18 protein-coding genes are annotated in these 20264 nt (G+C 69.3%); 7 read left to right on the top strand and 11 right to left on the bottom strand.

Features of this window, described 5'->3' with window-relative positions:
* Both rph and murI read right to left on the bottom strand, forming a co-directional pair.
* A complete protein-coding gene (gene rph, locus OC372_RS15510) occupies positions 1-738 on the bottom strand; it encodes a ribonuclease PH (RefSeq protein ID WP_029262516.1) in 738 nt (245 codons plus the stop codon).
* Between the two features lie 53 nt (positions 739-791).
* Positions 792-1622 (bottom strand): glutamate racemase, encoded by an 831-nt coding sequence (murI, locus tag OC372_RS15505; RefSeq protein WP_029262517.1) that lies wholly within the window; start codon positions 1620-1622, stop codon positions 792-794.
* Positions 1623-1685: 63 nt separating this feature from the next.
* On the opposite strand from murI, the gene OC372_RS15500 reads away from it, so the two are divergent.
* Positions 1686-3011, top strand: coding sequence for a nicotinate phosphoribosyltransferase (locus OC372_RS15500; RefSeq protein WP_262002609.1), 1326 nt, complete (start codon positions 1686-1688; stop codon positions 3009-3011).
* 2 nt (positions 3012-3013) lie between these two features.
* Here the strand turns inward: OC372_RS15500 and OC372_RS15495 are convergent, their stop codons facing one another.
* The 3 genes from OC372_RS15495 to OC372_RS15485 are packed head-to-tail and all read right to left on the bottom strand — an operon-like array spanning position 3014 to position 6634.
* On the bottom strand, positions 3014-3280 hold the full coding sequence (locus OC372_RS15495; protein WP_026049764.1) for a DUF3039 domain-containing protein: 267 nt from the start codon (positions 3278-3280) through the stop codon (positions 3014-3016).
* Positions 3281-3320: 40 nt separating this feature from the next.
* Positions 3321-4886 carry a hypothetical protein gene (locus OC372_RS15490; RefSeq protein ID WP_262002608.1) on the bottom strand — a complete coding sequence of 522 codons (1566 nt, stop codon included), beginning with the start codon at positions 4884-4886 and terminating at the stop codon, positions 3321-3323.
* Positions 4862-6634 carry an ABC transporter ATP-binding protein gene (locus OC372_RS15485; RefSeq protein ID WP_262002607.1) on the bottom strand — a complete coding sequence of 591 codons (1773 nt, stop codon included), beginning with the start codon at positions 6632-6634 and terminating at the stop codon, positions 4862-4864. The genes OC372_RS15490 and OC372_RS15485 overlap by 25 nt, the downstream gene beginning before the upstream one ends.
* A gap of 247 nt (positions 6635-6881) precedes the next feature.
* Between OC372_RS15485 and OC372_RS15480 the strand changes: the two genes are divergently transcribed.
* The 4 genes from OC372_RS15480 (at position 6882) to OC372_RS15465 (ending at position 10529) form a co-directional block, all read left to right on the top strand.
* Entirely contained in the window at positions 6882-7574 is a 693-nt protein-coding gene (locus OC372_RS15480; RefSeq protein ID WP_029262521.1) for an NTP transferase domain-containing protein, read from the top strand.
* 79 nt (positions 7575-7653) lie between these two features.
* Positions 7654-8613, top strand: coding sequence for a hypothetical protein (locus tag OC372_RS15475; protein ID WP_262002606.1), 960 nt, complete (start codon positions 7654-7656; stop codon positions 8611-8613).
* 87 nt (positions 8614-8700) lie between these two features.
* Positions 8701-10290, top strand: a complete 1590-nt coding sequence (locus tag OC372_RS15470; protein ID WP_372466447.1) for an acyl-CoA carboxylase subunit beta — start codon at positions 8701-8703, stop codon at positions 10288-10290.
* A complete protein-coding gene (locus tag OC372_RS15465) occupies positions 10287-10529 on the top strand; it encodes an acyl-CoA carboxylase subunit epsilon (protein WP_029262524.1) in 243 nt (80 codons plus the stop codon). Before OC372_RS15470 ends, OC372_RS15465 begins: the two co-directional genes overlap by 4 nt.
* A gap of 6 nt (positions 10530-10535) precedes the next feature.
* On the opposite strand, the gene OC372_RS15460 is transcribed toward OC372_RS15465, so the two are convergent.
* From OC372_RS15460 to OC372_RS15440, 5 genes are all read right to left on the bottom strand, one after another.
* Positions 10536-11735, bottom strand: coding sequence for an ROK family transcriptional regulator (locus OC372_RS15460; protein WP_262002676.1), 1200 nt, complete (start codon positions 11733-11735; stop codon positions 10536-10538).
* A 312-nt stretch (positions 11736-12047) separates the two neighbouring features.
* The gene (locus tag OC372_RS15455; RefSeq protein ID WP_262002605.1) at positions 12048-13055 is read right to left on the bottom strand and encodes a hypothetical protein; all 1008 of its coding nucleotides are present in this window, start codon (positions 13053-13055) and stop codon (positions 12048-12050) included.
* Positions 13052-14287, bottom strand: a complete 1236-nt coding sequence (locus OC372_RS15450; protein ID WP_029273921.1) for a hypothetical protein — start codon at positions 14285-14287, stop codon at positions 13052-13054. Before OC372_RS15450 ends, OC372_RS15455 begins: the two co-directional genes overlap by 4 nt.
* Entirely contained in the window at positions 14277-14936 is a 660-nt protein-coding gene (locus tag OC372_RS15445) for a response regulator transcription factor (RefSeq protein WP_029262528.1), read from the bottom strand. The genes OC372_RS15450 and OC372_RS15445 overlap by 11 nt, the downstream gene beginning before the upstream one ends.
* 40 nt (positions 14937-14976) lie before the next feature.
* The gene (locus OC372_RS15440) at positions 14977-16221 is read right to left on the bottom strand and encodes a class I SAM-dependent RNA methyltransferase (RefSeq protein WP_262002604.1); all 1245 of its coding nucleotides are present in this window, start codon (positions 16219-16221) and stop codon (positions 14977-14979) included.
* A 23-nt stretch (positions 16222-16244) separates the two neighbouring features.
* On the opposite strand from OC372_RS15440, the gene OC372_RS15435 reads away from it, so the two are divergent.
* Complete coding sequence (locus OC372_RS15435) at positions 16245-16883, top strand: Maf family protein (protein ID WP_262002674.1); 639 nt, start codon at positions 16245-16247, stop codon at positions 16881-16883.
* A gap of 78 nt (positions 16884-16961) precedes the next feature.
* Positions 16962-18728, top strand: coding sequence for an acetyl/propionyl/methylcrotonyl-CoA carboxylase subunit alpha (locus OC372_RS15430; protein WP_105710870.1), 1767 nt, complete (start codon positions 16962-16964; stop codon positions 18726-18728).
* 70 nt (positions 18729-18798) lie between these two features.
* On the opposite strand, the gene OC372_RS15425 is transcribed toward OC372_RS15430, so the two are convergent.
* Positions 18799-20247 carry an NAD(P)H-quinone dehydrogenase gene (locus OC372_RS15425; protein WP_029262532.1) on the bottom strand — a complete coding sequence of 483 codons (1449 nt, stop codon included), beginning with the start codon at positions 20245-20247 and terminating at the stop codon, positions 18799-18801.
* Positions 20248-20264 lie beyond the last annotated feature (17 nt).

Here is a 20264-nt window from a genome sequence, read left to right as displayed (position 1 = left end):
TCACTCGCCCGCCAGCGCGGCGAGCTGCTTGCCCTTCAGGTCCTCGCAGCCGGCCACGCCGAGCTCGAGCAGCGCATCGAGTTCGCGCTTGTCGAACGGCGCTCCCTCCGCGGTGCCCTGCACCTCGACGAAGAGCCCGCGCCCGGTGACCACGACGTTCATGTCGGTCTCGGCCCGGACATCCTCGGTGTATGCCAGATCGAGCATGGGCTCGCCGTCGATGATCCCCACCGACACGGCGGCCACGGAGTCGAGCAGCGGGGTGGAGTTCTTGCCGATGAACTTCTTCTCCCGACCCCACTCGATCGCGTCGGCCAGCGCTACGTACGCGCCCGTGATGGCTGCGGTGCGCGTGCCACCGTCTGCCTGCAGCACATCGCAGTCGATCACGATCGTGTTCTCACCGAGTGCCTTGGTGTCGACGACGGCGCGCAGCGCGCGGCCGATGAGGCGGGAGATCTCGTGTGTGCGACCGCCGATACGCCCCTTGACGCTCTCGCGGTCGTTGCGGCTGTTCGTCGCACGCGGGAGCATCGAGTACTCGGCCGTCACCCATCCCTTGCCCTTCCCGGTCAGCCAGCGCGGGACGCCGTTGGTGAAGGAGGCGGTGCACAGCACCTTCGTGCCGCCGAAGCTGATCAGGGCGGACCCCTCGGCGTGCGCGCTCCAGTTGCGCTCGATGGTGATCTCTCGCAGCTGGTCGGTGGAACGGCCGTCGACGCGGACGATTTCGGTCATGTGCTTCTCTCGGTCGGGGTGGACGAATCGAGTCAGGACGATTCGAGGAGGCCTTACTCGAAGGCGATGCGGGGAAGGGGGATCACGCCGGTCTGCACGAGCTGCACGTCGCGGACCTCACGACCCATGAGCCGGTTGGCCAATGCCGTGAATTCATCGGCCGAGGCTCCGGTGGCCTCGTAGACGTAGGTCGCCGTCGCGTCGGGCGACGCCAGGAGGTCGCCTCTGACCAGTTGGCGGTACACGTCGCCTGCGGTCTCGTCGTCGCTGGAGACGAGGGTGACGCCCTCTCCCATGACATAGCTGATGGCACCGCGGAGGAACGGATAGTGCGTGCACCCGAGCACGAGCGTGTCCACGTCCGCGTTCCGCAACGGGGCGAGGTACTCCTCGGCGACCGCGAGGACCTCGGGCGTACCCGTGATCCCCGCTTCGACGAACTCGACGAACCGCGGACAGGCCGCCGTGAAGACCCGCAGTCTCTCGTTCACCTCGAGCATGTCCTGGTAGGCCCGGGATCCGATGGTGCCCACCGTGCCGATGACGCCGACCCGCCCGTTGCGCGTCGTGGAGACGGCTCGGCGCACGGCGGGGCCGATGACCTCGACGACGGGGATGTCGTATCGCTCGCGCGCGTCACGGAGCATCGCCGCCGACGCCGTGTTGCACGCGATCACGAGCATCTTCACACCCTGGTCGACAAGTGTGTCGAGCACCTCGAGCGAGTAGCGGCGGACGTCGGCGATCGGCTTGGGGCCGTACGGGGAGTGCGCGGTGTCGCCGATGTAGACGAAGGACTCTCGGGGCAGCTGGGCGCGGATGGCCCGCGCCACCGTGAGCCCGCCGACACCGGAGTCGAAGATCCCGATCGGCGCGTCGTTCATGACTCCCCAGCCTACCCGCGCGCGGCCCGACGCGCGCATCAGCACGCTCAGTAAGCTGAGCGCATGACCACGTCGACGGCGCTGCTCACCGACCGCTACGAGCTGACGATGCTCGCCGCTTCCCTCCGGGACGGCACGGCCTTCCGTCCCAGCGTCTTCGAACTGTTCTCCCGCCGCTTGTCCGGCGGTCGCCGGTTCGGCGTGGTGGCCGGCACCGGTCGCCTTCTCGGGCTGCTGCGCGAGTTCCGCTTCGGTGAGGAGGAGCTGCGCTTCCTGCGTGACGCGCAGGTCGTGGACGCCGAGTCGCTGAAGTACCTCGAGGACTACCGGTTCACCGGATCGATCCGCGGTTACCGCGAGGGTGAACTGTACTTCCCCGGCTCCCCCATCCTCACCGTCGAGGGGACGTTCGCCGACGCGGTGGTCCTGGAGACGCTGGCGCTCAGCGTGCTCAACCACGACTCAGCAGTCGCGACCGCCGCCGCGCGGATGAGCATCGCGGCGGGCGAGCGTCCGCTGGCGGAGATGGGTTCGCGACGTGCGGCCGAGCGCTCAGCCGTGGCCGCAGCCCGCGCCGCCTACATCGCGGGGTTCGGCGCGACGAGCAACCTCGAAGCCGGGCGGAGCTGGGGCATTCCCACGATGGGCACGGCCGCCCACTCGTGGACGCTGCTGCACGACACCGAGGAGGAGGCGTTCCGCGCCCAGGTGGAGAGCATGGGCGCCGACACCACGCTGCTCGTCGACACGTACGACATCCGCACCGGCGTCGAGACGGCGATCCGCGTCGCCGGCCCCCGTCTCGGCGGTGTGCGCATCGACTCCGGCGACCTTCCGATCGTCGCCGCGGATGTGCGCGCACAGCTCGACGAGCTCGGTGCCGCCCACACACGCATCACCGTGACCAGCGACCTCGACGAGTACGCCATCGCGGCTCTCGCCGCATCACCGGTCGATGCCTACGGTGTCGGCACATCCGTGGTCACCGGCTCCGGATACCCCACGGCGAGCATGGTCTACAAGCTCGTCGCACGGCAGGATGCCGACGGGTCGTGGATCGGCGTGGCGAAGGCGTCTGCCGACAAGGCCTCGTACGGCGGCCGCAAGGCGGCGTTCCGCACCGTGGTCGACGGCGTCGCGACCGCAGAGACGGTCGTCGTCTCCGACGGCTTCGAGGAACTGGACACGCCCGACGAGCACCCCGACGGCCGTGCGCTTCAGGTGACCTTCGTCGAGGCGGGCGACATCGACACCGCCCACGAGGGCGCGGAGGGGACGGCGGCCGCACGAGCACACCACCTGCGCGTGCGCGAGGAGCTGCCGGTGCGCGCTCTCGCGCTCAGCAAGTCCGACCCGGCGATTCCCACCGTGTACGTCGAAGCCGACTGACGTCAGCCGATCATCGACTCGTAGATCTCCTTGCACGTGGGGCAGATCGGGAACTTCTCCGGGTCGCGACCCGGCGTCCACTTCTTGCCGCACAGTGCCCGCACCGGTTTCCCGGTGATCGCGGACTCGAGGATCTTGTCCTTCTTCACATAGTGCGAGAAGCGCTCGTGGTCGCCCGGCTCGAGATTCTCCTCGCGGAGGAGCTCTTCCAGTTCGCGATCAAGCGTTGCCACGCCGCCCTGATCGGGGCTGTCCAGCGGAGTACTCATCCCGAGAGTCTAGCGGCGTCGAAGACGCCGCGGGCGGTCGTCACGCGGTCTCGACGAACTCCATCAGCCTCTCGCCGCTGCGCTCGAAGATGCGGCCGCCGATGACCGCTCCCGCTGCCAGCACGGTGAGCCCGACGAGGAGCCCGACCCAGAACGTCGCCGGCGCATAGGCCGACCCCTCGAGGACCGTGGCCGCGAACAGCCAGGCGGTCGGGATGCTGACCACGATCGCTCCGAGGAAAGCGGCCGCCGGGCCGTACGTGCCTCGCGAGCTGGGCCGCTGCGGCTGCTGGAAAGGGCTGTCACCGGGCCGGGAGACCGCGTACGGGGCCACGACCGAGACGATGCTCGAGATGCCGAGCGCCGAGAACAGCAGACTCGCCGCAAGCCCCCCGAGCGGCAGCAGGAGGCTCCAGTCGCCGATGAGGAGGAGCGACAGCGGCGTGGCGATCGCGAGGACGGGAACAGCCACCAGCAGAACCGGAACCAGGCGACCGAGGCGATCGGGAAGCCCGCGCACCCCGCTCGCCACGTGGGTCCACAGAGCCGTCGAGTCGTAGGCGACGTCGTTGTGCGGCAGCCAGCCGAAGAAGAGCGCCATCACCGGGACGGGCACCAGGGCGGCGACCTCGACGGGCACGCCCGCGACGATGAGAGGAAGCACCGTCAGCACCCCGGCGACCGGCACGACGATGATGTTCATGATGTACCGGCGATCCCGGAGCCAGTACACGAGACTGCGGGCGGCGATCGCGCCGAACGCGTTGGACGGCAGGAGACCGAACCAACCGAGCCCGGTGCGCTCTCGCGAGGTGACGGGGCGCTCGGTCGTCGTGAGCAGGCGACGCACGAGCCACGACCAGGCGACCCACAGGAGGCCGACGGTGAGGATCGCCACGATGCCGCTCACCCACGCCGATGCCGTCCCTCCTGCAGCGGACGAGAAGAGGAAGGCAGGCGCCGCGGCGAACGGACTGAACCCGAGCACCGTCGACAGCGTCGCCAGAGAGTCGGGGACGAGACCGTCCCAGCGCAGGGACCCGAGGAACACCGCGACGGGGAACGCGATCACCAGCAGCGCGAGCGCGAACAGCGCGGTGAGCTCGCGCGAGCGACGCTCGGGGAGCAGCAGGGCGTTGACCGCCATACCGATCCGGGAGACGAGCACGGTCGTCACGACGCCGAGGAGCGTCATCAGGATGGCGAGCGGCCACGGTGTTCCCGCCTGGACCGCGACGATGCAGACGCTGATGTAGACGGCGAGCAGCGCCAGGCTGGGCACACTGACGAAGGCCGCCAGCGTGAGCACCCAGGGCATCTGGCGTTCGTCCACGCCGAAGACCGCGAACCGACGGGGATCCAGCTGGTCGACCGCGCCGACGAGGATCGGGCCCACGAGGAAGCCGACGAGCAGGGCGGCCCCGCCGAGCACCGTGACCGCGCGGGCGACGGGAACAGGAGCATCGGCAAGGCTGAAGATCGCGAGGCAGACGATGACCGTGACGGCGACGACCGCTGCGAGCATCACGAGCATCCGAACCCGACGATCGCTGCGCAGCGCCCCGAAGAGGAGCGCGAACCTCAGTCGGAGAACGTGTGCAGCCACTCGAGCCCCTCCACCTCTCCGCTGGATCCGGCGAGCTCCACGAAGCGCGCTTCGAGGGTCTGACCTGCGCGCACCTCGTCGATCGTTCCTTCTGCGAGCACCTCGCCGTTGACGATGATGGCCACACGCGAGCAGACGCGCTCGACCAGATCCATGCCGTGGCTGGAGAGGATGACGGTGCCGCCGTGTGAGACGTAGGCGCGCAGGATGTCGAGGATGACCGCGGACGAGACCGGATCGACCGATTCGAACGGCTCGTCGAGCACGAGGACGCGCGGCGAATGGATCATGGCCCCCGCGAGCATGATCTTCTTCGTCATGCCCGCTGAATAGTCCGAGACCACTCGGCTGAGCGCGTCGCCGAGATCGAAGGCACGAGCGAGGTCAGCCGCACGCTTCTCGATGACATCGGCCGTGAGCCCGCGCAGAAGCCCGTAGTAGTAGAGGAGCTGGCGGCCGGTGAGCCGGTCGAACGTGCGCAGCCGGTCGGGCAGCACGCCCATCATTCGCTTCGCCGCCTGCGGCTGCACCGCCTGATCAATTCCGCAGATCACGACGCTGCCCTCATCGGCGCGCAGCAGACCGGCGACGATGGAGAGCGTGGTGGTCTTGCCGGCACCGTTGGGGCCGACGACCCCGTAGAACGACCCGGCAGGCACGGTCAGGTCGATCCCGGAGACGGCACGATTGTCGCCGAACTGCTTGACGAGACCGCGGATGCTGATGGCCTCGCCGCCGGACGTGCTGTCGGATGCGCCGACTGCGTCGGAGGCCGCGTCGTCGGAGTCGACCACGGCTTCGACGACCTCGACCGACGTCGCTTCGCGCTCCGACTCGACCTCGACCTCGACCTCGGTCGGTACAGCGACGTCGTCTGCCGCCGTCACCGCGGGTGCCGCTACCTCACCGCGCACCGGTTCCTCGGATGCGGGGGCGGGTTCGATCGCCGAAGCGGACTCGACGGGAGCCGTCTGGTCGCCAGCCGGCGCCGGCTCGACGACGGGCGTTGCGGTGGCGGCAACCGTCTCGGCCTCCGCGGCGGCCGCGGCAGCCTTCTCCGCGGCCGCCTTCTCCGCGGCAGCCTTCTCCGCGGCAGCCTTCGCCGCCGCCGTCTTCGCTGCCGCCGTCTTCGCGGTCGTCGACCGGGCCGTGGTCTTCGCGGCCGCAGTCTTGGCCGCCGCCGTCTTCGCTGCGGCCGTCTTCGCTGCGGCGGTCTTGGCTGCGGCGGTCTTGGCTGCCGCGGACTTCGCCGATGCCGTCGTCCCCGCGGCGGGCTTCGTCGCCGCGGCACGTGCGGCCGTGTTCTTCGCCGCGGCCGTGCGGGCCGTCGCAGACGTGCGCTTCGGAGTGGCGTTCGACGCGGATCGATCGAGCATGGCGTTCTTCAGAGGCTCCACGACGACCTCAGCGGTCGGTGCCGCCTGCTCTGCAGCCGATCTCGCCGTCGTGGCGGCGGGCCTCTTGGCAGGAGCCCTCTTCGAGGCGGCCGGTTTCGCCGGAGCGCGGTTCCCGGCGGGCTTCTTCGCGGCACTGGTCTTCGCAGCGGCGGTCGACTTCGCAGCGGCGGTCGACTTCGCAGCAGCGGTCTTCGCAGCAGTCGACTTCGCAGCAGTCGACTTCGCAGCAGCGCTCTTCGCGGGCGTCGTTTTCGCGGCAGTCGTCTTCGCCACAGGCTTCGTCGATGCCTTCGGCGGCGCGGTCTCGGTCTCGTCCACCTGGGCGGCGCGGTCGTCAGGGGAGGAAGTCACCGTCCTACGGTATCAATGGGGAGCCGCATGCCAAGGCCGCCGCGCAACATTCACCGACGAACCCTCAGATCCGACACAATGGGCCCGGAGGGCGAGCCTGTGCGTCCGGTGTGTACTCGATCACGAAATGACAACGGGAGGCTCCCCGACCCGGGGCTTCCCAGGCTGCCTCGCTACCATGAACTCGGCACGACGAAGTGTCTGGTCGGTGAATCGACCGTGAACACAACTTCCTTTAGGAGCACTCGTGACTCTTCAGACCGTCATCCTCGCCGCCGGCATGGGCTCGCGCCTCGGCCGAGCGCTGCCGAAGCCGCTCACCGAACTGAGCGACGGCCGCACGATCATGGGCCAGCAGCACGACAACATCCGCGCAGCCTTCGGTTCGGACGCGCGCATCACCACAGTGGTCGGCTATCGCGCCGAGACCATCATCGACGCCTTCCCCGCCGTCAACTACGTCCACAACGAGCGCTACGACGAGACCAATACGTCGAAGAGCCTGCTGCGCGCCCTCGGCGCGACCGGCAAGGGTGGCGTGCTGTGGATGAACGGCGACGTGGTGTTCGACCCGATGATCCTCGGTCGTGCCGCCGCCTTCATCGAGCGCGATCAGTCGTTCGTCACCGTCAACACCTCCAAGGTCAGCGACGAAGAGGTGAAGTACACGGTCACCGCCGAGGGCTTCATCAACGAGCTGTCCAAGACCGTCAAGGGCGGTCTGGGCGAGGCCGTGGGCATCAACTACATCTCCTCCGCGCACAAGAAGGCGTTCATGCGCCAGCTGCAGCGCGTCGAGGATCAGGACTACTTCGAGCGCGGTCTCGAGCTGGCCATCGCCGAGGACGGTCTCCTCCTCGAGCCGATGGACGTCTCTGACCTGTACGCGGTCGAGGTCGACTTCGCAGAAGACCTCGAGCGGGCGAACCTCTTCGTCTGACCCGGTTCCCGAAAGCCCGGCCCCCGTCGTGGGGCCGGGCTTTCGGCGTTTTCGCGGGCTGACTCCCTAGGATCGCCGCATGACCCCCAAGGTGCACAAGATCCACTCCCTGCCGGACGATGCTCCGTGGGACAAGGGCGTGCCTCCCGCCGGATCCCCGGAGCATCCGATGATGGTGCGGGGGCTCGACCGCGTGCTGTCGATCCAGCGCCCGCTCGTGCTCGCGCACATCCGCAGCATCCGCCTGCGCAACCCGCACGCGACGCCCGCCGAGATCATCCGCATCCTCGAGCGACGCTACCTCGCTGCCGTGACCACGGGCGGGGCGGCAGTGGGAGCGACCGCGGTCGTCCCCGGCATCGGTACCGGCGTGACCCTGGCACTCTCGGGCGTCGAGACCGTGGGTTTCGTGGAGTCGACGGCGCTCTTCGCGCAGTCGGTCGCCGAGGTGCACGGCATCGCGGTCGCCAACCCCGATCGCGCACGCGCTCTCGTGATGACCCTGATGCTGGGCAAGGAGGGCGTCGACCTGGTCGGGCAACTGGCGGGGCAGATGGCCGGGCGCGGCGGGAGCAGATCGTCCTACTGGGGCGAGCTGGTCACGAAGTCGCTGCCCCGCGCCGCCGTCGGCCCCCTGGTCGACCAGCTCAAGAGCATGTTCGTGAAGCAGTTCGCCGCGAAGGGCGGAGCGTCGATCATCGGCAAAGCGTTGCCGTTCGGCATCGGGGCGGCGATCGGCGGGGCCGGAAACCACATCCTCGGTCGTCGCGTGCTCACCACATCGCATCGGGCGTTCGGTGCAGCTCCGATCGATCTCCCGTTCGAGCTGGAGCCCGTTCCCGGCGCCGAGAAGGTCGAACTGCGCGTGCTGCGCGGCGCCCGGTACGCCGGCACGGCGGTGGCCGGTGCTGCCGGGACGACAGTCCGCGGTGTCGAGTGGGTCGGTCGCAAAGCGCTCTCCCTCGGCCGCTCGCCCAAAAACGATCCGGCACTGGAGGAGACCGACCACGAGCAGGAACCGGACCCCGGCGGGCACTGAGCTCGCGCGTTCATCGCCAAAGGATCGACCGACCCGTTGTGCCGAGCATCCAACGGAGCGCGTCGCCCCGACGCTAGGGTGGAATCCGTGACGGACAAGCCCGACCTCTTTACCACCGCCGGCAAGATCGCGGATCTGCGCGCTCGCTATACGGAAGCCGTCGTCGACGCGGAAGCGAAGGCGAAGGAGAAGCAGCACGCCAAGGGCAAGATGACCGCCCGCGAGCGCATCGAACTGCTCGTCGACCCCGGGAGCTTCGTCGAGTTCGACGAGTATGTGCGCCACCGCACGACCGCGTTCGGCATGGACCGCTCCCGTCCGTACGGCGACTCGGTCGTCACCGGCGTCGGCACGATCAACGGACGCACCGTCGCGGTGTACTCCCAGGACTTCTCGACATTCGGCGGATCGCTTGGCGAGGTCGCCGGCGAGAAGATCATCAAGATCATGGAGTTCGCGCTCTCCGGAGGCATGCCGTGCATCGGCATCCTCGATTCGGGCGGCGCACGCATCCAGGAGGGCGTCGTCGCGCTCGGCAAGTACGGCGAGATCTTCCGCCTGAACACCCGCGCTTCCGGAGTCATCCCGCAGATCTCCATCATCATGGGCCCGGCCGCCGGAGGAGCTGTGTACTCGCCGGCACTCACCGACTTCGTCATCATGGTCGACAAGACCAGCCAGATGTTCGTCACCGGACCCGACGTGATCAAGACCGTCACCGGCGAGGACGTGGGTATGGAGGAGCTCGGCGGCGCGTACACGCACAACACCCGCTCCGGCGTCTCGCACTATCTCGCCGAGGATGAGGACGATGCGATCGACTACGCGCGCACGCTCCTCAGCTTCCTCCCCGACAACAACATGGCGGAGCTGCCCTCGTACGAGAGCACCTTCGAGTTCGAGACCACCGACGCGGACCGCACGCTGAACACGATCGTGCCGGACTCGACGAACCAGCCCTACGACATCCACACGGTGATCGAGCACATCGTCGACGAAGGCGACTTCCTCGAGGTGCAGCCGCTGTTCGCCCCGAACATCGTGATCGGCTTCGGCCGCATCGAGGGACGTTCGGTCGGCATCATCGCCAACCAGCCGTCGCAGATGGCCGGAACGCTCAACATCGAGGCCGGAGAGAAGGCCAGCCGGTTCGTGCGCTTCTGCGACGCGTTCTCGATCCCGATCGTCACCCTCGTCGATGTGCCCGGATACCTGCCGGGCACCGACCAGGAATGGGAAGGCGTCATCCGGCGCGGTGCGAAGCTCCTCTACGCGTACGCCGAGGCCACCGTGCCGCTGGTCACCGTCATCCTGCGCAAGGCCTACGGCGGCGCCTACATCGTGATGGGATCCAAGCAGCTCGGCGCCGACGTGAACCTCGCCTGGCCCACCGCCGAGATCGCGGTCATGGGCGGCCAGGGTGCCGTCAACATCCTGTACCGCGGTGAGATCAAGAGGGCGGAGGAGGCCGGCGAAGACGTCGCCGCCGTGCGCACCCGCCTCGCGAACGAGTACACCTACGACGTGGCGTCGCCGTTCCTCGCGGCGGAGCGCGGCGAGCTCGACGGCATCATCGAGCCCGCGAACACCCGCGTCTCGATCGCGAAGGCGCTGCGTGCTCTGCGCGGCAAGCGTGCGGAGCTGCCGCCGAAGAAGCACGGGAACATCCCGCTGTGACCGCGCACGACACGCAGGACGCAGCATCAGGGGACGTCGCGCCGATGCTCGAGATCACCCGTGGAGCCGCCACCGAAGAGGAACTCGCCGCACTCATCGCGGTGATCAGCGAGGCGTACGCCGCCGAGGCGGCGGACGCCGTCGTCGAGGAGCCGTCGGTCTCGGCCTGGACCCGCACGCAGCGCCCGCTCCGTCGTCCGCTGCGTCGAGACATCCCCTGGGGACGATTCTCCGGCTGATCGGGATCAGTGGTCGAGCAGCAGCGCCGATGCTCGCGGGCTGAGCACGGAGTCGAGTACCACGCAGCCGGCCCCCACAGCGGCGACATCGTCACCGACGACCGTCCCGTCCACGGGCAGCGAGCGCACCGCACGTGTGGCGCTCGCCCGTTCGAGCCGGTCGGGGATCTCCCGCAGGTAGACCTCGGCCAGCCGCGACCAGAATGGGCCACCGAAGACCACACGGTCCACGTCGAGCATGTTCGTCAGCCCGGCCGTCAGCACCGCCATGTGCGCCGCGGCCCGCGTCAGCACACCGTCGGCGAGCTCATCGCCGTCAGCCGCCCGCTGACACAGCTCCGTGAAACGCGCGTCCACCGCCTCGACATCGCTGAGCTCACGATCGTCGCGGAACACTCCCGCCCGCTCCGCCTGCGCGACGATCGCCTGCGGCGTGCAGACGACCTCGACGCACCCACGGGAGCCGCACGTGCACGGCGGTCCGTCCGGATCGACGATGAGGTGTCCGATCTCTCCGATGTTGCGGGTGCTTCCGGGGACGGCTTCCCCGTCTCTGGCCAGCGCCGCCCCGATACCCGTGCCCAGATACACGAACACGAAGGAGTCGTCGGCCGACGCCCTCCGCGTCCAGAGCTCGCCCACCGCGGCGGCGGTCGTGTCCTTCTCGAGTACCACCGGGAGGCCGATCGCCTCGGCCAGCACGGAGCGAAGCGGCACGCGTTTCCAGCCGAGCAGCTTCGGCGGGTCGATCACGGTGCCCTTCTCCGCATCGAGGGGGCCGGGCGCCGCGACCCCGACACCGGCGATCGATGCCCTGTCGATGCCCGAGACCGTGATGAGCGCGTCGACCGTCGCCGCCATGGCCTGGACGATCCGAGGAGGTTCCATGGCCGGGGTGCGCACGCCGACACGCCGCACGACCGCACCGGACAGGTCGAGGAGCACGAAAGTCATGAGGGCGGGATCCAGATGCACACCGACCGAGAAGCGGCTGTCCGCGACGAGCCGCAGCGTGACGCGCGGCTTGCCCGGTCCGTTGATCGTGCGCCCGGCCTCGCGGATGAGGCCTTCATCGAGCAGCCGCCGCGTGATGTTGGTGACGGTCTGCGCCGACAGACCCGTCGCTGCGGCGAGCTCGATCCGGCTCGACCCCTCACCGGACTGACGGATGGCCTCCAACACGACGGACTGATTGAAGTCGCCCATCCGCGGAAGATTCGTGCCCCGGCGCGTTCCCATCGTCCAATGATCCCCCATCGGCGGGGAAATCGTGTCCCCCAAAATACCTACAGACAACGATTGGAAGAACCCTCAGACTGAATGAGACGCTTCGCGTTCGGCTGGTCTCTCTGTCCCAGGGTAGACAGACGCTGATCGGCCACCAGCGGACGGTTTTCGGGTAACTGTCCGCACGGCGAGGGGCAGGCGGATACGCCGCCCCTCGCCCACTCTCTACCGCCTCGACTCCGGTCTCCTCCCCCACCGGAGCCGAGGGGCGGCGCGCCGCGTCGGTGGGGGTCAGACCGCGGCGGCGTCCCGCAGGATCTCGTGCCACAGGTCGACGGAATCATCGTCGCCGGAGGAGCGAGTGCCGGCGCGGCCGACCACGGTCACGGCGACGCGAGGATCACGAGCCGAACGGATGATGAGGCGAGCGCTCCGGGCACGGATGAGCACGGCGGCCAGCTCATCCCGGATCTCGACCCGTCGCGCCTCGTCGATGCCGTCGAAGCCGCCTTCGTCGAACACCGTCACGACCGCGCCCCGTCGACGCGCGCTGTCGATCGCATTCCGCACCGCATCGTTGAGCAGATCCGCACCGCGCAGCTCATCCCGCAGTCGCCCCTCGGCCAGACGGGCATCCAGGCGCTCCTGATCGTCCAACGACCCGCGAGACGCCACCACACGGCTCAGGACGGGCCCCGCGACAGCCAGAGCGAACTGCGTGCGCAGGCGCCGTTCACGCTGACGCACCCGTTGCGTGGCGTGCCAGGCCGAGACCGCCTGCTGGATCTCGGCGAGGCGTTCCGTGTCGCGGACCGCGCGATCCCAGAACATCACGAGCAGACGGGCGACGACGACCCACATGATCGAGCCCACCAGACCGAGGCTCAACGCGACACCGAGGCCGAGATAGGCGGACGTCGCCGCCACCAGGACCGCCAGCGTCGCCCAGCCGACGAGGAACCGACGACGGACGACGCACACGACCCCGAGCAGGCCGAGTGCGCCGATGTACCAGGTGGCGAACGGTGCAGTGCGGTCGGCGGGGTCGAGCGCGAACGTCACCAGCGCCGGGATGACGGCACTGGCCAGCAGCGCGAGCACGGCCGACCACAACGGCATCCGCACCGTAGTGGCGCTGCCGAGGATCGCGATGTTGACGACGACGAGGTAGAGACCGATCGCGAGGACCATCGCCAGCGGTGCGGTCGGCTGCTCGATCCACCAGATACCGCGCGCGACGAAGTACAGCGCGAACCCGACGGCGAGCGAGGTGGCGACGCTGCGGACGGTGCGGTTCACGAGCGCTCCCAGCCCAGGACCACGATCGTGCCGTGCTCGTCGGATCGGATCTCCGCGGTGCCCGCGACGCCGGCCATGCGAGCGAGGATGGACGCCCGGATGCCGAGACGATCCGCCCCGATGCTCTCGACGTCGAAACCCGGCCCGGCGTCGGACACCGTGACGGCGATCCCCTCGTCGCCGTGCCCCTCGGCGACGATGTGCAGGCCGCGCCCGCCGGCATGTGCGACGGCGTTGCCGATGGCCTGACGCGCGGCGAGCACCAGGGCCCGGGCCGCGCGACCGGGAATCAGCCCGATCCCGCCCCGCTCCTCGACGATCGCGTCGGCGCCGAGTTCGGAGAGCGCTCGACGCAGCTCCACCACGATCTGCGCCGTCCCGATCGGCTCATCACTCCCCTCCTGCGCCACCGCGGCTTCGGTGTTCGCCAGCCGGGTGAGCGCTTCGCGCGCCATCGCGACAGCGAGCTCCTTCGCCCGATCGCCTTCGGCGCGCTCCGCGGCGATCAGCGCAGCCAGGACGCTGTCGTGCATGAGTGCCGACATGGCCACCCGCTCCTCCTCTGCGGCAGCAGCAGCGGCGGCGGTCGAGTACGACGAGACCGCCTGACCTCTGGCCTCGTCCACGCCGGCCGCGACCGAGCGGAACATCCAGCCGAGCGAGATCATGACCACGCCCAGGATCAGCGTGAACGACACATCGAACGCGGTCGTCACCCAGAACTCCCGCGAGAACTCGCCCTGGACGAGTCGGACGTACCCGTAGACGAACGGCATCCCCGCCGCCCAGGCGAACTGGAGTCGCAGGGGGAACGCGAGCATCGCCGCGACCACGCCGACGTTGACGAGGAAGAATATCCACGGCTGATCCCCCGCACTCTTGTCGGTCGGATCGACGACGGTCGGCCATGCGGCCAGGGCCAGGACGTAGATCACGGCGAAGACGCCGGAGAAGAGGCGGACACCGCGCCCGATCAGACACGCGGCGAGCATCGCCGCCAGGGGCACGAAGACCGCGGCCAGGATCACGGCATCCGCCGCATCGGTACGCAACGGAGAGCTCAGCGCGGCGATCAGAGCCTGCACGCCGAGCGCAGCAGAGCCGATCGCCACGACGATCGCGAGGATCCGCTCCATTCGCTTGCCGGTGAAGCGCTCGAACTCGGTGTCCGCACTGCCGGGCGAGGGGATCTTGCTCCAGGCATCGCGGATGCTGAGCGGATCAGCGGGCACTCGCCGCCCCGTCGGCCGCGACGATCCCGTCTTCCATCGCCCGACGGAGGAGGTCGACCTTGGTGGGTGCCGGACGACCGACCTCGACGTACTTCACGCGGACGCGGGTGATGTTCTCCTTGGCCGTGGAGTAGGCGACGCCGAGACGTTCGGCGACCGCCTTCAGCGGCAGTCCCGTGGCATAGAGCCGGAGCACCTCGCGCTCGCGAGTGGAGAGCTGCGCGTCGGCGAACGCCCGATCGCCGTCGACGGCGCTGGCCCATTCGACGTTGTTGAGCGCTTCGCCCTGGGCGACGGTGCGGATCGCATCCAACACGTCGTCGAGAGCGGATGACTTGCTGACGACGCCGGCGGCGCCGGCCGAGAGCGCCTCGCGCACTGCTGCGGGACGGTCGGCCACGCTGTGGATCACGACGCTCGCCCCGTCGTTCACGAGCGAGGTCACGTTCTCCGTCACGGTCGACCCGTCACCGAGAGTGAGGTCGAGCACGACCACGTCGGCCGGAGCGGACGCGGAGGCCACTCGCCACTCGAGGTAGGAGACGACCGTGCTGCCGGAGAACACCACCGTCTGCGAATCACGCGCGCACGCGGCCTCGAGGCCGAGGCGAACGGACTCGTGATCGTCGATGAGTGCGACCCTGCTCATCCACCCAGCCCAGTGAGTACCCGGCGGCGGCCGGGATCGGTCACCGGGTGAGGAGCGCGACGACCTCGAAGTGGTGCGAGTGCGGGAAGAGGTCGAAGCCGCGCAGCCGGTCGACCTTCCACCCGAGGGTCCGGAACGTCCCGAGGTCTCTGGCGAGGGCCACCGGGTCGCACGCGACGTACGCGATGGCCTCCGGCGCGAGGGCGTGCACCGCGTCGACGACCTGGCGCCCTGCCCCGGCACGCGGCGGGTCGAGGATGACGGCTCCGGTGCGCCCACCGCTCTTCTGCGTGGAGAGGAAGCGATCCACGCGCGCGGTCACGGCCTTCACATCGAGCGGGGCGAGGTTGGCGGCTGCGTGCTGGGTGGCCCGCGCACTCGACTCGACCGTGACGATGTCGGAACCGCCGAGGTCGGCGAGGGTCGCAGCGAAGAGTCCGACACCGCCGTAGAGGTCGTAGTGCGTCTTCTGCTCGTCGACGTGTCCCTCGAGCACGCCGTAGACCGCGGCGTCGAGCACGGACGCCGCGCGCGGGTGCACCTGCCAGAAGCCCGTCGCATCGACCTGGAAGCGGCGGTCGCCGACGACCTCCTCGATCACTTCCGGTGTCGGGCGGCGACGGAAGCCGCGAGCGACCTTCGCCGGTCGCTCGGTCTCTTCCCGTCGGATGACGCGGACTCGACCGTCGGCCGGTTCGACGAGTTCGATGCGTCCCGGCGCCTCGCCGTGGAGGGCGAGTGCGGCCTCGGCGATGGCGGGACGCGAGAGTGGATAGCGGGTGACGGGGATGACGCGGTGGCTGCGCGCAGCGAACGGACCGACCTCACCCGACTCGTCGACGTGCAGGGTGACGCGGGTGCGCCAGCCGGTGCCGTCACCGGAGTCGACGGCCTCGATCTCGGGAGCGACGAGACCTGAGCCCGCGAATCGGTCGAGCGCCTCCGTCAGCACCTGGCGCTTGAGCACCCGCTGATGCCCGAGGTCGATGTGGCCGAGATCGGCTCCGCCCGGGCGGTCCGGATCACGGGAGAGATCGGCCTCGGCCCAGATGTGCGGGCGGCGGTGCTCCGAGGCGTCGAGCACCTCGATCGTCTCGGCCCGCCAGAAGCTGCGGGTGGAGGCGTCCGCGCCTTCCTGCGGGGCGATCACCCTGGCCCGCACGCGCTCCCCGGGGATCGCATCGGAGACGAAGACCACGCGGCCCTCATGGCGGGCGACGAAGGTGCCCCCGTGTGCGATGCCGGTGATGTCGAGTTCGAGCACGTCGGCTGCGGAGGAAGTCATTCTTCGAGGATACGGTGGTGGACATGCGCGTCTGCCTCGCCTCCACCTCTCCCGCCCGACTGATGCTGCTGAGGCAGGCGGGGATCGAGCCGCTCACCCTCTCTCCCGATGTCGACGAGGATGCCGTCGCCGCAGCCGCCGAGGCCGAACGCGGCGCCGCGCTCGCCCCCGCCGAGCTGGTGCTGCTCCTCGCCCGCGCCAAGGCCGCAGCGGTCGCCCGCAGTCTCGCAGAGGAGGGCGAGTTCGACGGTCTCGTGATCGGCGGTGACTCGATGTTCGCGCTCGGCGGGCGGGTCTACGGCAAGCCGTACACCGCGGAGGAGGCCACCCGGCGGTGGGAGGAGATGCGCGGAGCGACGGGCATCCTGCACTCCGGGCACTCGGTGTTCCGGGTCGTTCCCGGCGCGGAGCCCGTCGAGGCGACCGCCGTCGCCGAGGCGGCGGTGACCTTCGCCGAAGACGTGAGCGACGCGGAGATCGCGGCCTACGTGGCCTCGGGCGAGCCGCTGCACGTGGCCGGAGCCTTCACCGTGGACAGTCTGGGCGGCGCCTTCATCACCCGGGTCGACGGCGATCCCTCGACCGTCGTGGGCATGTCCCTGTCGACCGTGCGGCGCCTGGCCGCGGAGCTCGGCGTCCGATGGACGGATCTGTGGTCGTAGACTCCCCTCCACGTTTCCCCCACTTTCTTGTGGGGAGTCGTCAAAGGGATCGAGGGCCTTCTCGCTAGGCTGGCAACCATGCCTGCTATCGCCAAGGTGCTCGTCGCCAACCGCGGCGAGATCGCCGTACGCATCATCCGCGCCGCTCGAGACTCCGGGATCGCGTCGGTCGCCGTCTACGCCGACCAGGATCGTGATGCCCTGCACTCCCGTCTCGCAGACGAGGCGTACGCGCTCGGCGGCTCGACCAGCGCCGAGACGTACCTGCAGATCGAGAAGATCCTCTCCATCGCCCGCCGCGCCGGTGCCGACGCCGTGCACCCCGGCTACGGGTTCCTCGCCGAGAACGCCGAGTTCGCCCGCGCCATCATCGACGCGGGGATGACCTGGATCGGCCCGTCGCCCGAGGCGATCGAGGCCCTCGGCGACAAGGTGACCGCGCGTCACGTCGCCGAGAAGGTCGGTGCTCCCCTCGCGCCCGGAACCCCCGGTCCCGTGGCCGGAGCCGACGAGGTCATCGCCTTCGCGAAGGAGTTCGGCCTCCCGATCGCCATCAAGGCGGCATACGGCGGCGGCGGACGTGGCCTCAAGGTCGCCCGCGAGCTCGACGAGGTCGCCGAGCTGTTCGAGTCGGCCACCCGCGAGGCCGTCGCCGCCTTCGGTCGCGGCGAGTGCTTCGTCGAGAAGTACCTCGACAAGCCGCGCCACGTCGAGACGCAGTGCCTGGCCGATGCCGAGGGCAACGTCGTCGTCATCTCCACGCGCGACTGCTCGCTGCAGCGCCGCCACCAGAAGCTCGTCGAAGAGGCTCCTGCACCGTTCCTGACCGAGGAGCAGAACGACCTGCTCTACTCGGCGTCGAAGGCCATCCTCAAGGAGGTCGGATACGTCGGCGCGGGCACCTGCGAGTTCCTGATCGGCGCCGACGGCACGGTCTCATTCCTCGAGGTGAACACCCGCCTGCAGGTCGAGCACCCGGTCTCCGAAGAGGTCACCGGCATCGACCTGGTGCGCGAGCAGTTCCGCATCGCGGCCGGCGGCACCATCGACTACGAAGACCCGAAGCCGCAGGGCCACTCCATCGAGTTCCGCATCAACGGTGAGGACCCCGGTCGCGGGTTCCTCCCCCAGCCCGGTCCGATCCACGTCTTCAAGACCTTCGGGGGTCCCGGCATCCGCCTCGACTCCGGCGTCACCGCCGGCGACTCGGTCTCGGGCGCGTTCGACTCGCTGCTCGCGAAGATCATCGTGACGGGCAAGGACAGGGCGGAGGCGCTGGAGCGCTCCCGCCGCGCACTCGACGAGTTCGAGGTCGCCGGTCTCCCCACCGTCATCCCGTTCCACCGCAAGGTCGTCCGCGACCCGGCATTCACGGCCGAGAACGGCGAGTTCGGCATCTTCACCCGCTGGATCGAGACCGAGTTCGTCAACGACATCCCCGCGTGGGACGGCGAGCTCGAGTCGCCGGCCGCCGGCGAGTCGCGCCACACCGTCGTCGTCGAGGTCTCCGGCAAGCGCCTCGAGGTGAGCCTGCCCGACCGCGTGGCGGTCGCTCCGGGCACCGCGGGTCGCCCCGCCGTCGTGCCGCCGTCGCGGCGCAGCCACGCCACCACGGCCAACGCGGGCGCATCGGGCGACGCGGTGAAGTCGCCCATGCAGGCCACGGTCGTCAAGATCGCCGTCGAAGACGGTCAGCAGGTCGTCAAGGGCGATCTCGTCGTCGTGCTCGAGGCGATGAAGATGGAGCAGCCGCTGCAGGCGCACAAGGACGGCATCATCGGCAACATCAACGCGGATGCCGGTTTGACGGTCTCCGCCGGACACCAGCTGCTCACGATCAGCTGATCCCCGCCTACCCCCGCCTACGAGAAAGGCGCCCCACCGAGGTGGGGCGCCTTTCTCGTCGTCCGGTGTCTCAGGAGATGTTCACGAGGTGCATCGCCCGGCTGGCATCGGTGATGCTGCTCGAGAGCGACGGGTATGCCGCGAACACCCGCGAGACCTGGTCGACCGTGAGGCGGCGCTCGACCGCCACAGCGATCGGATAGATCAGCTCGGAGGCCTTCGGGGCCACGATCACGCCGCCGATGACGGTGCCGGATCCCTTGCGGGCGATGAGCTTGACGAAGCCGTCCTTGATGCCCATCATCTTGGCGCGGGGGTTGGCCGCGAGCGGGAGCTTGTAGACCATGCCGTCCGCGACGCCGTCCTCGACGTCCTTCACCCCGTATCCGACCGTCGCGATCTCCGGAGCGGTGAAGATGTTCGAGGTGATCTTGATGAGTTCCAGCGGGATCACGATGTCACCGAGCGCGTGGAAGACGGCCGTGCGCCCCTGCATGGATGCGACCGAGGCGAGCGGGAAGAAGTTCGTGCAGTCCCCGACCGCGTAGACGTTGGGCACCGAGGTGCGCGCGACCTTGTTCACCCGCACGTGACCCGAGTCGTCGAGCTCGACACCGGCCTCCTCCAGGCCGATCCCCGCGGTGTTCGGGATCGAGCCCACCGCCATGAGGCAGTGGCTCCCCTCGACCGTGCGACCGTCGGACAGCGTGACGGTCACGCCCTCCTTCGTGGCCTCGACCTTGTCGGCACGGGACTTCGAGAGCACCTGCATCCCGCCGCGCTTGAACACCTTCTCCAGGACGCTCGCTGCATCCTTGTCCTCACCGGGAAGCACCTGCTCGCGGCTGGAGATGAGCGTGACCTTGGCGCCGAGGTTCATGTAGGCGGAGGCGAACTCCGCGCCGGTCACGCCGGAGCCCACGACGATGAGGTGTTCCGGCAGCGCTTTCATGTCGTACAGCTGCGTCCACGTGAGGATGCGCTTGCCGTCGGGCTTCGCGGAATCGAGCTCACGGGGCGACGCCCCCACGGCCACGACGATGGTGTCGGCCTCGACGCGGTCGAAGTCGGTGCCCTTCTCGCCCGTCGACACCACGATCGCGGTGGGACCCTCGAGGCGCCCGTGCCCGGAGAGGATCCGGACGCCGGCTTCGAGCAGAGTCGCCCGCATGTCCTCGGACTGCTGCCCGGCGAGCGCGATGAGACGCTTGTTGACGGCGGCGAGGTTGATCGCGATCTCGGGCTTGAGCGGCTTGCCGTTCTCCCCCTTCGCGTAGAAGTTCACCCCGAGGTCGCTCGCCTCGGAGATGGCCACCGCGGCATCAGCCGTCGCGATCAGGCTCTTGGAGGGCACGACGTCGGTGAGGACGGCCGATCCGCCGACTCCCACCCGCTCGACCAGGGTCACCTCCGCCCCGAGCTGAGCGGCCGCGAGAGCCGCCTCGTAACCGCCGGGACCGCCGCCGAGGACGGCGACGCGCTGAGTGCGCTCGAAAGTGGTGGAAGACATGCAACCCATTCTTCCGCAATCCTGGC

It is taken from the genome of Microbacterium sp. Mcb102, from assembly GCF_024519805.1.
In the GTDB taxonomy this organism is placed as follows: domain Bacteria; phylum Actinomycetota; class Actinomycetes; order Actinomycetales; family Microbacteriaceae; genus Microbacterium.
This window is presented reverse-complemented; position numbering and strand designations above follow the sequence as displayed.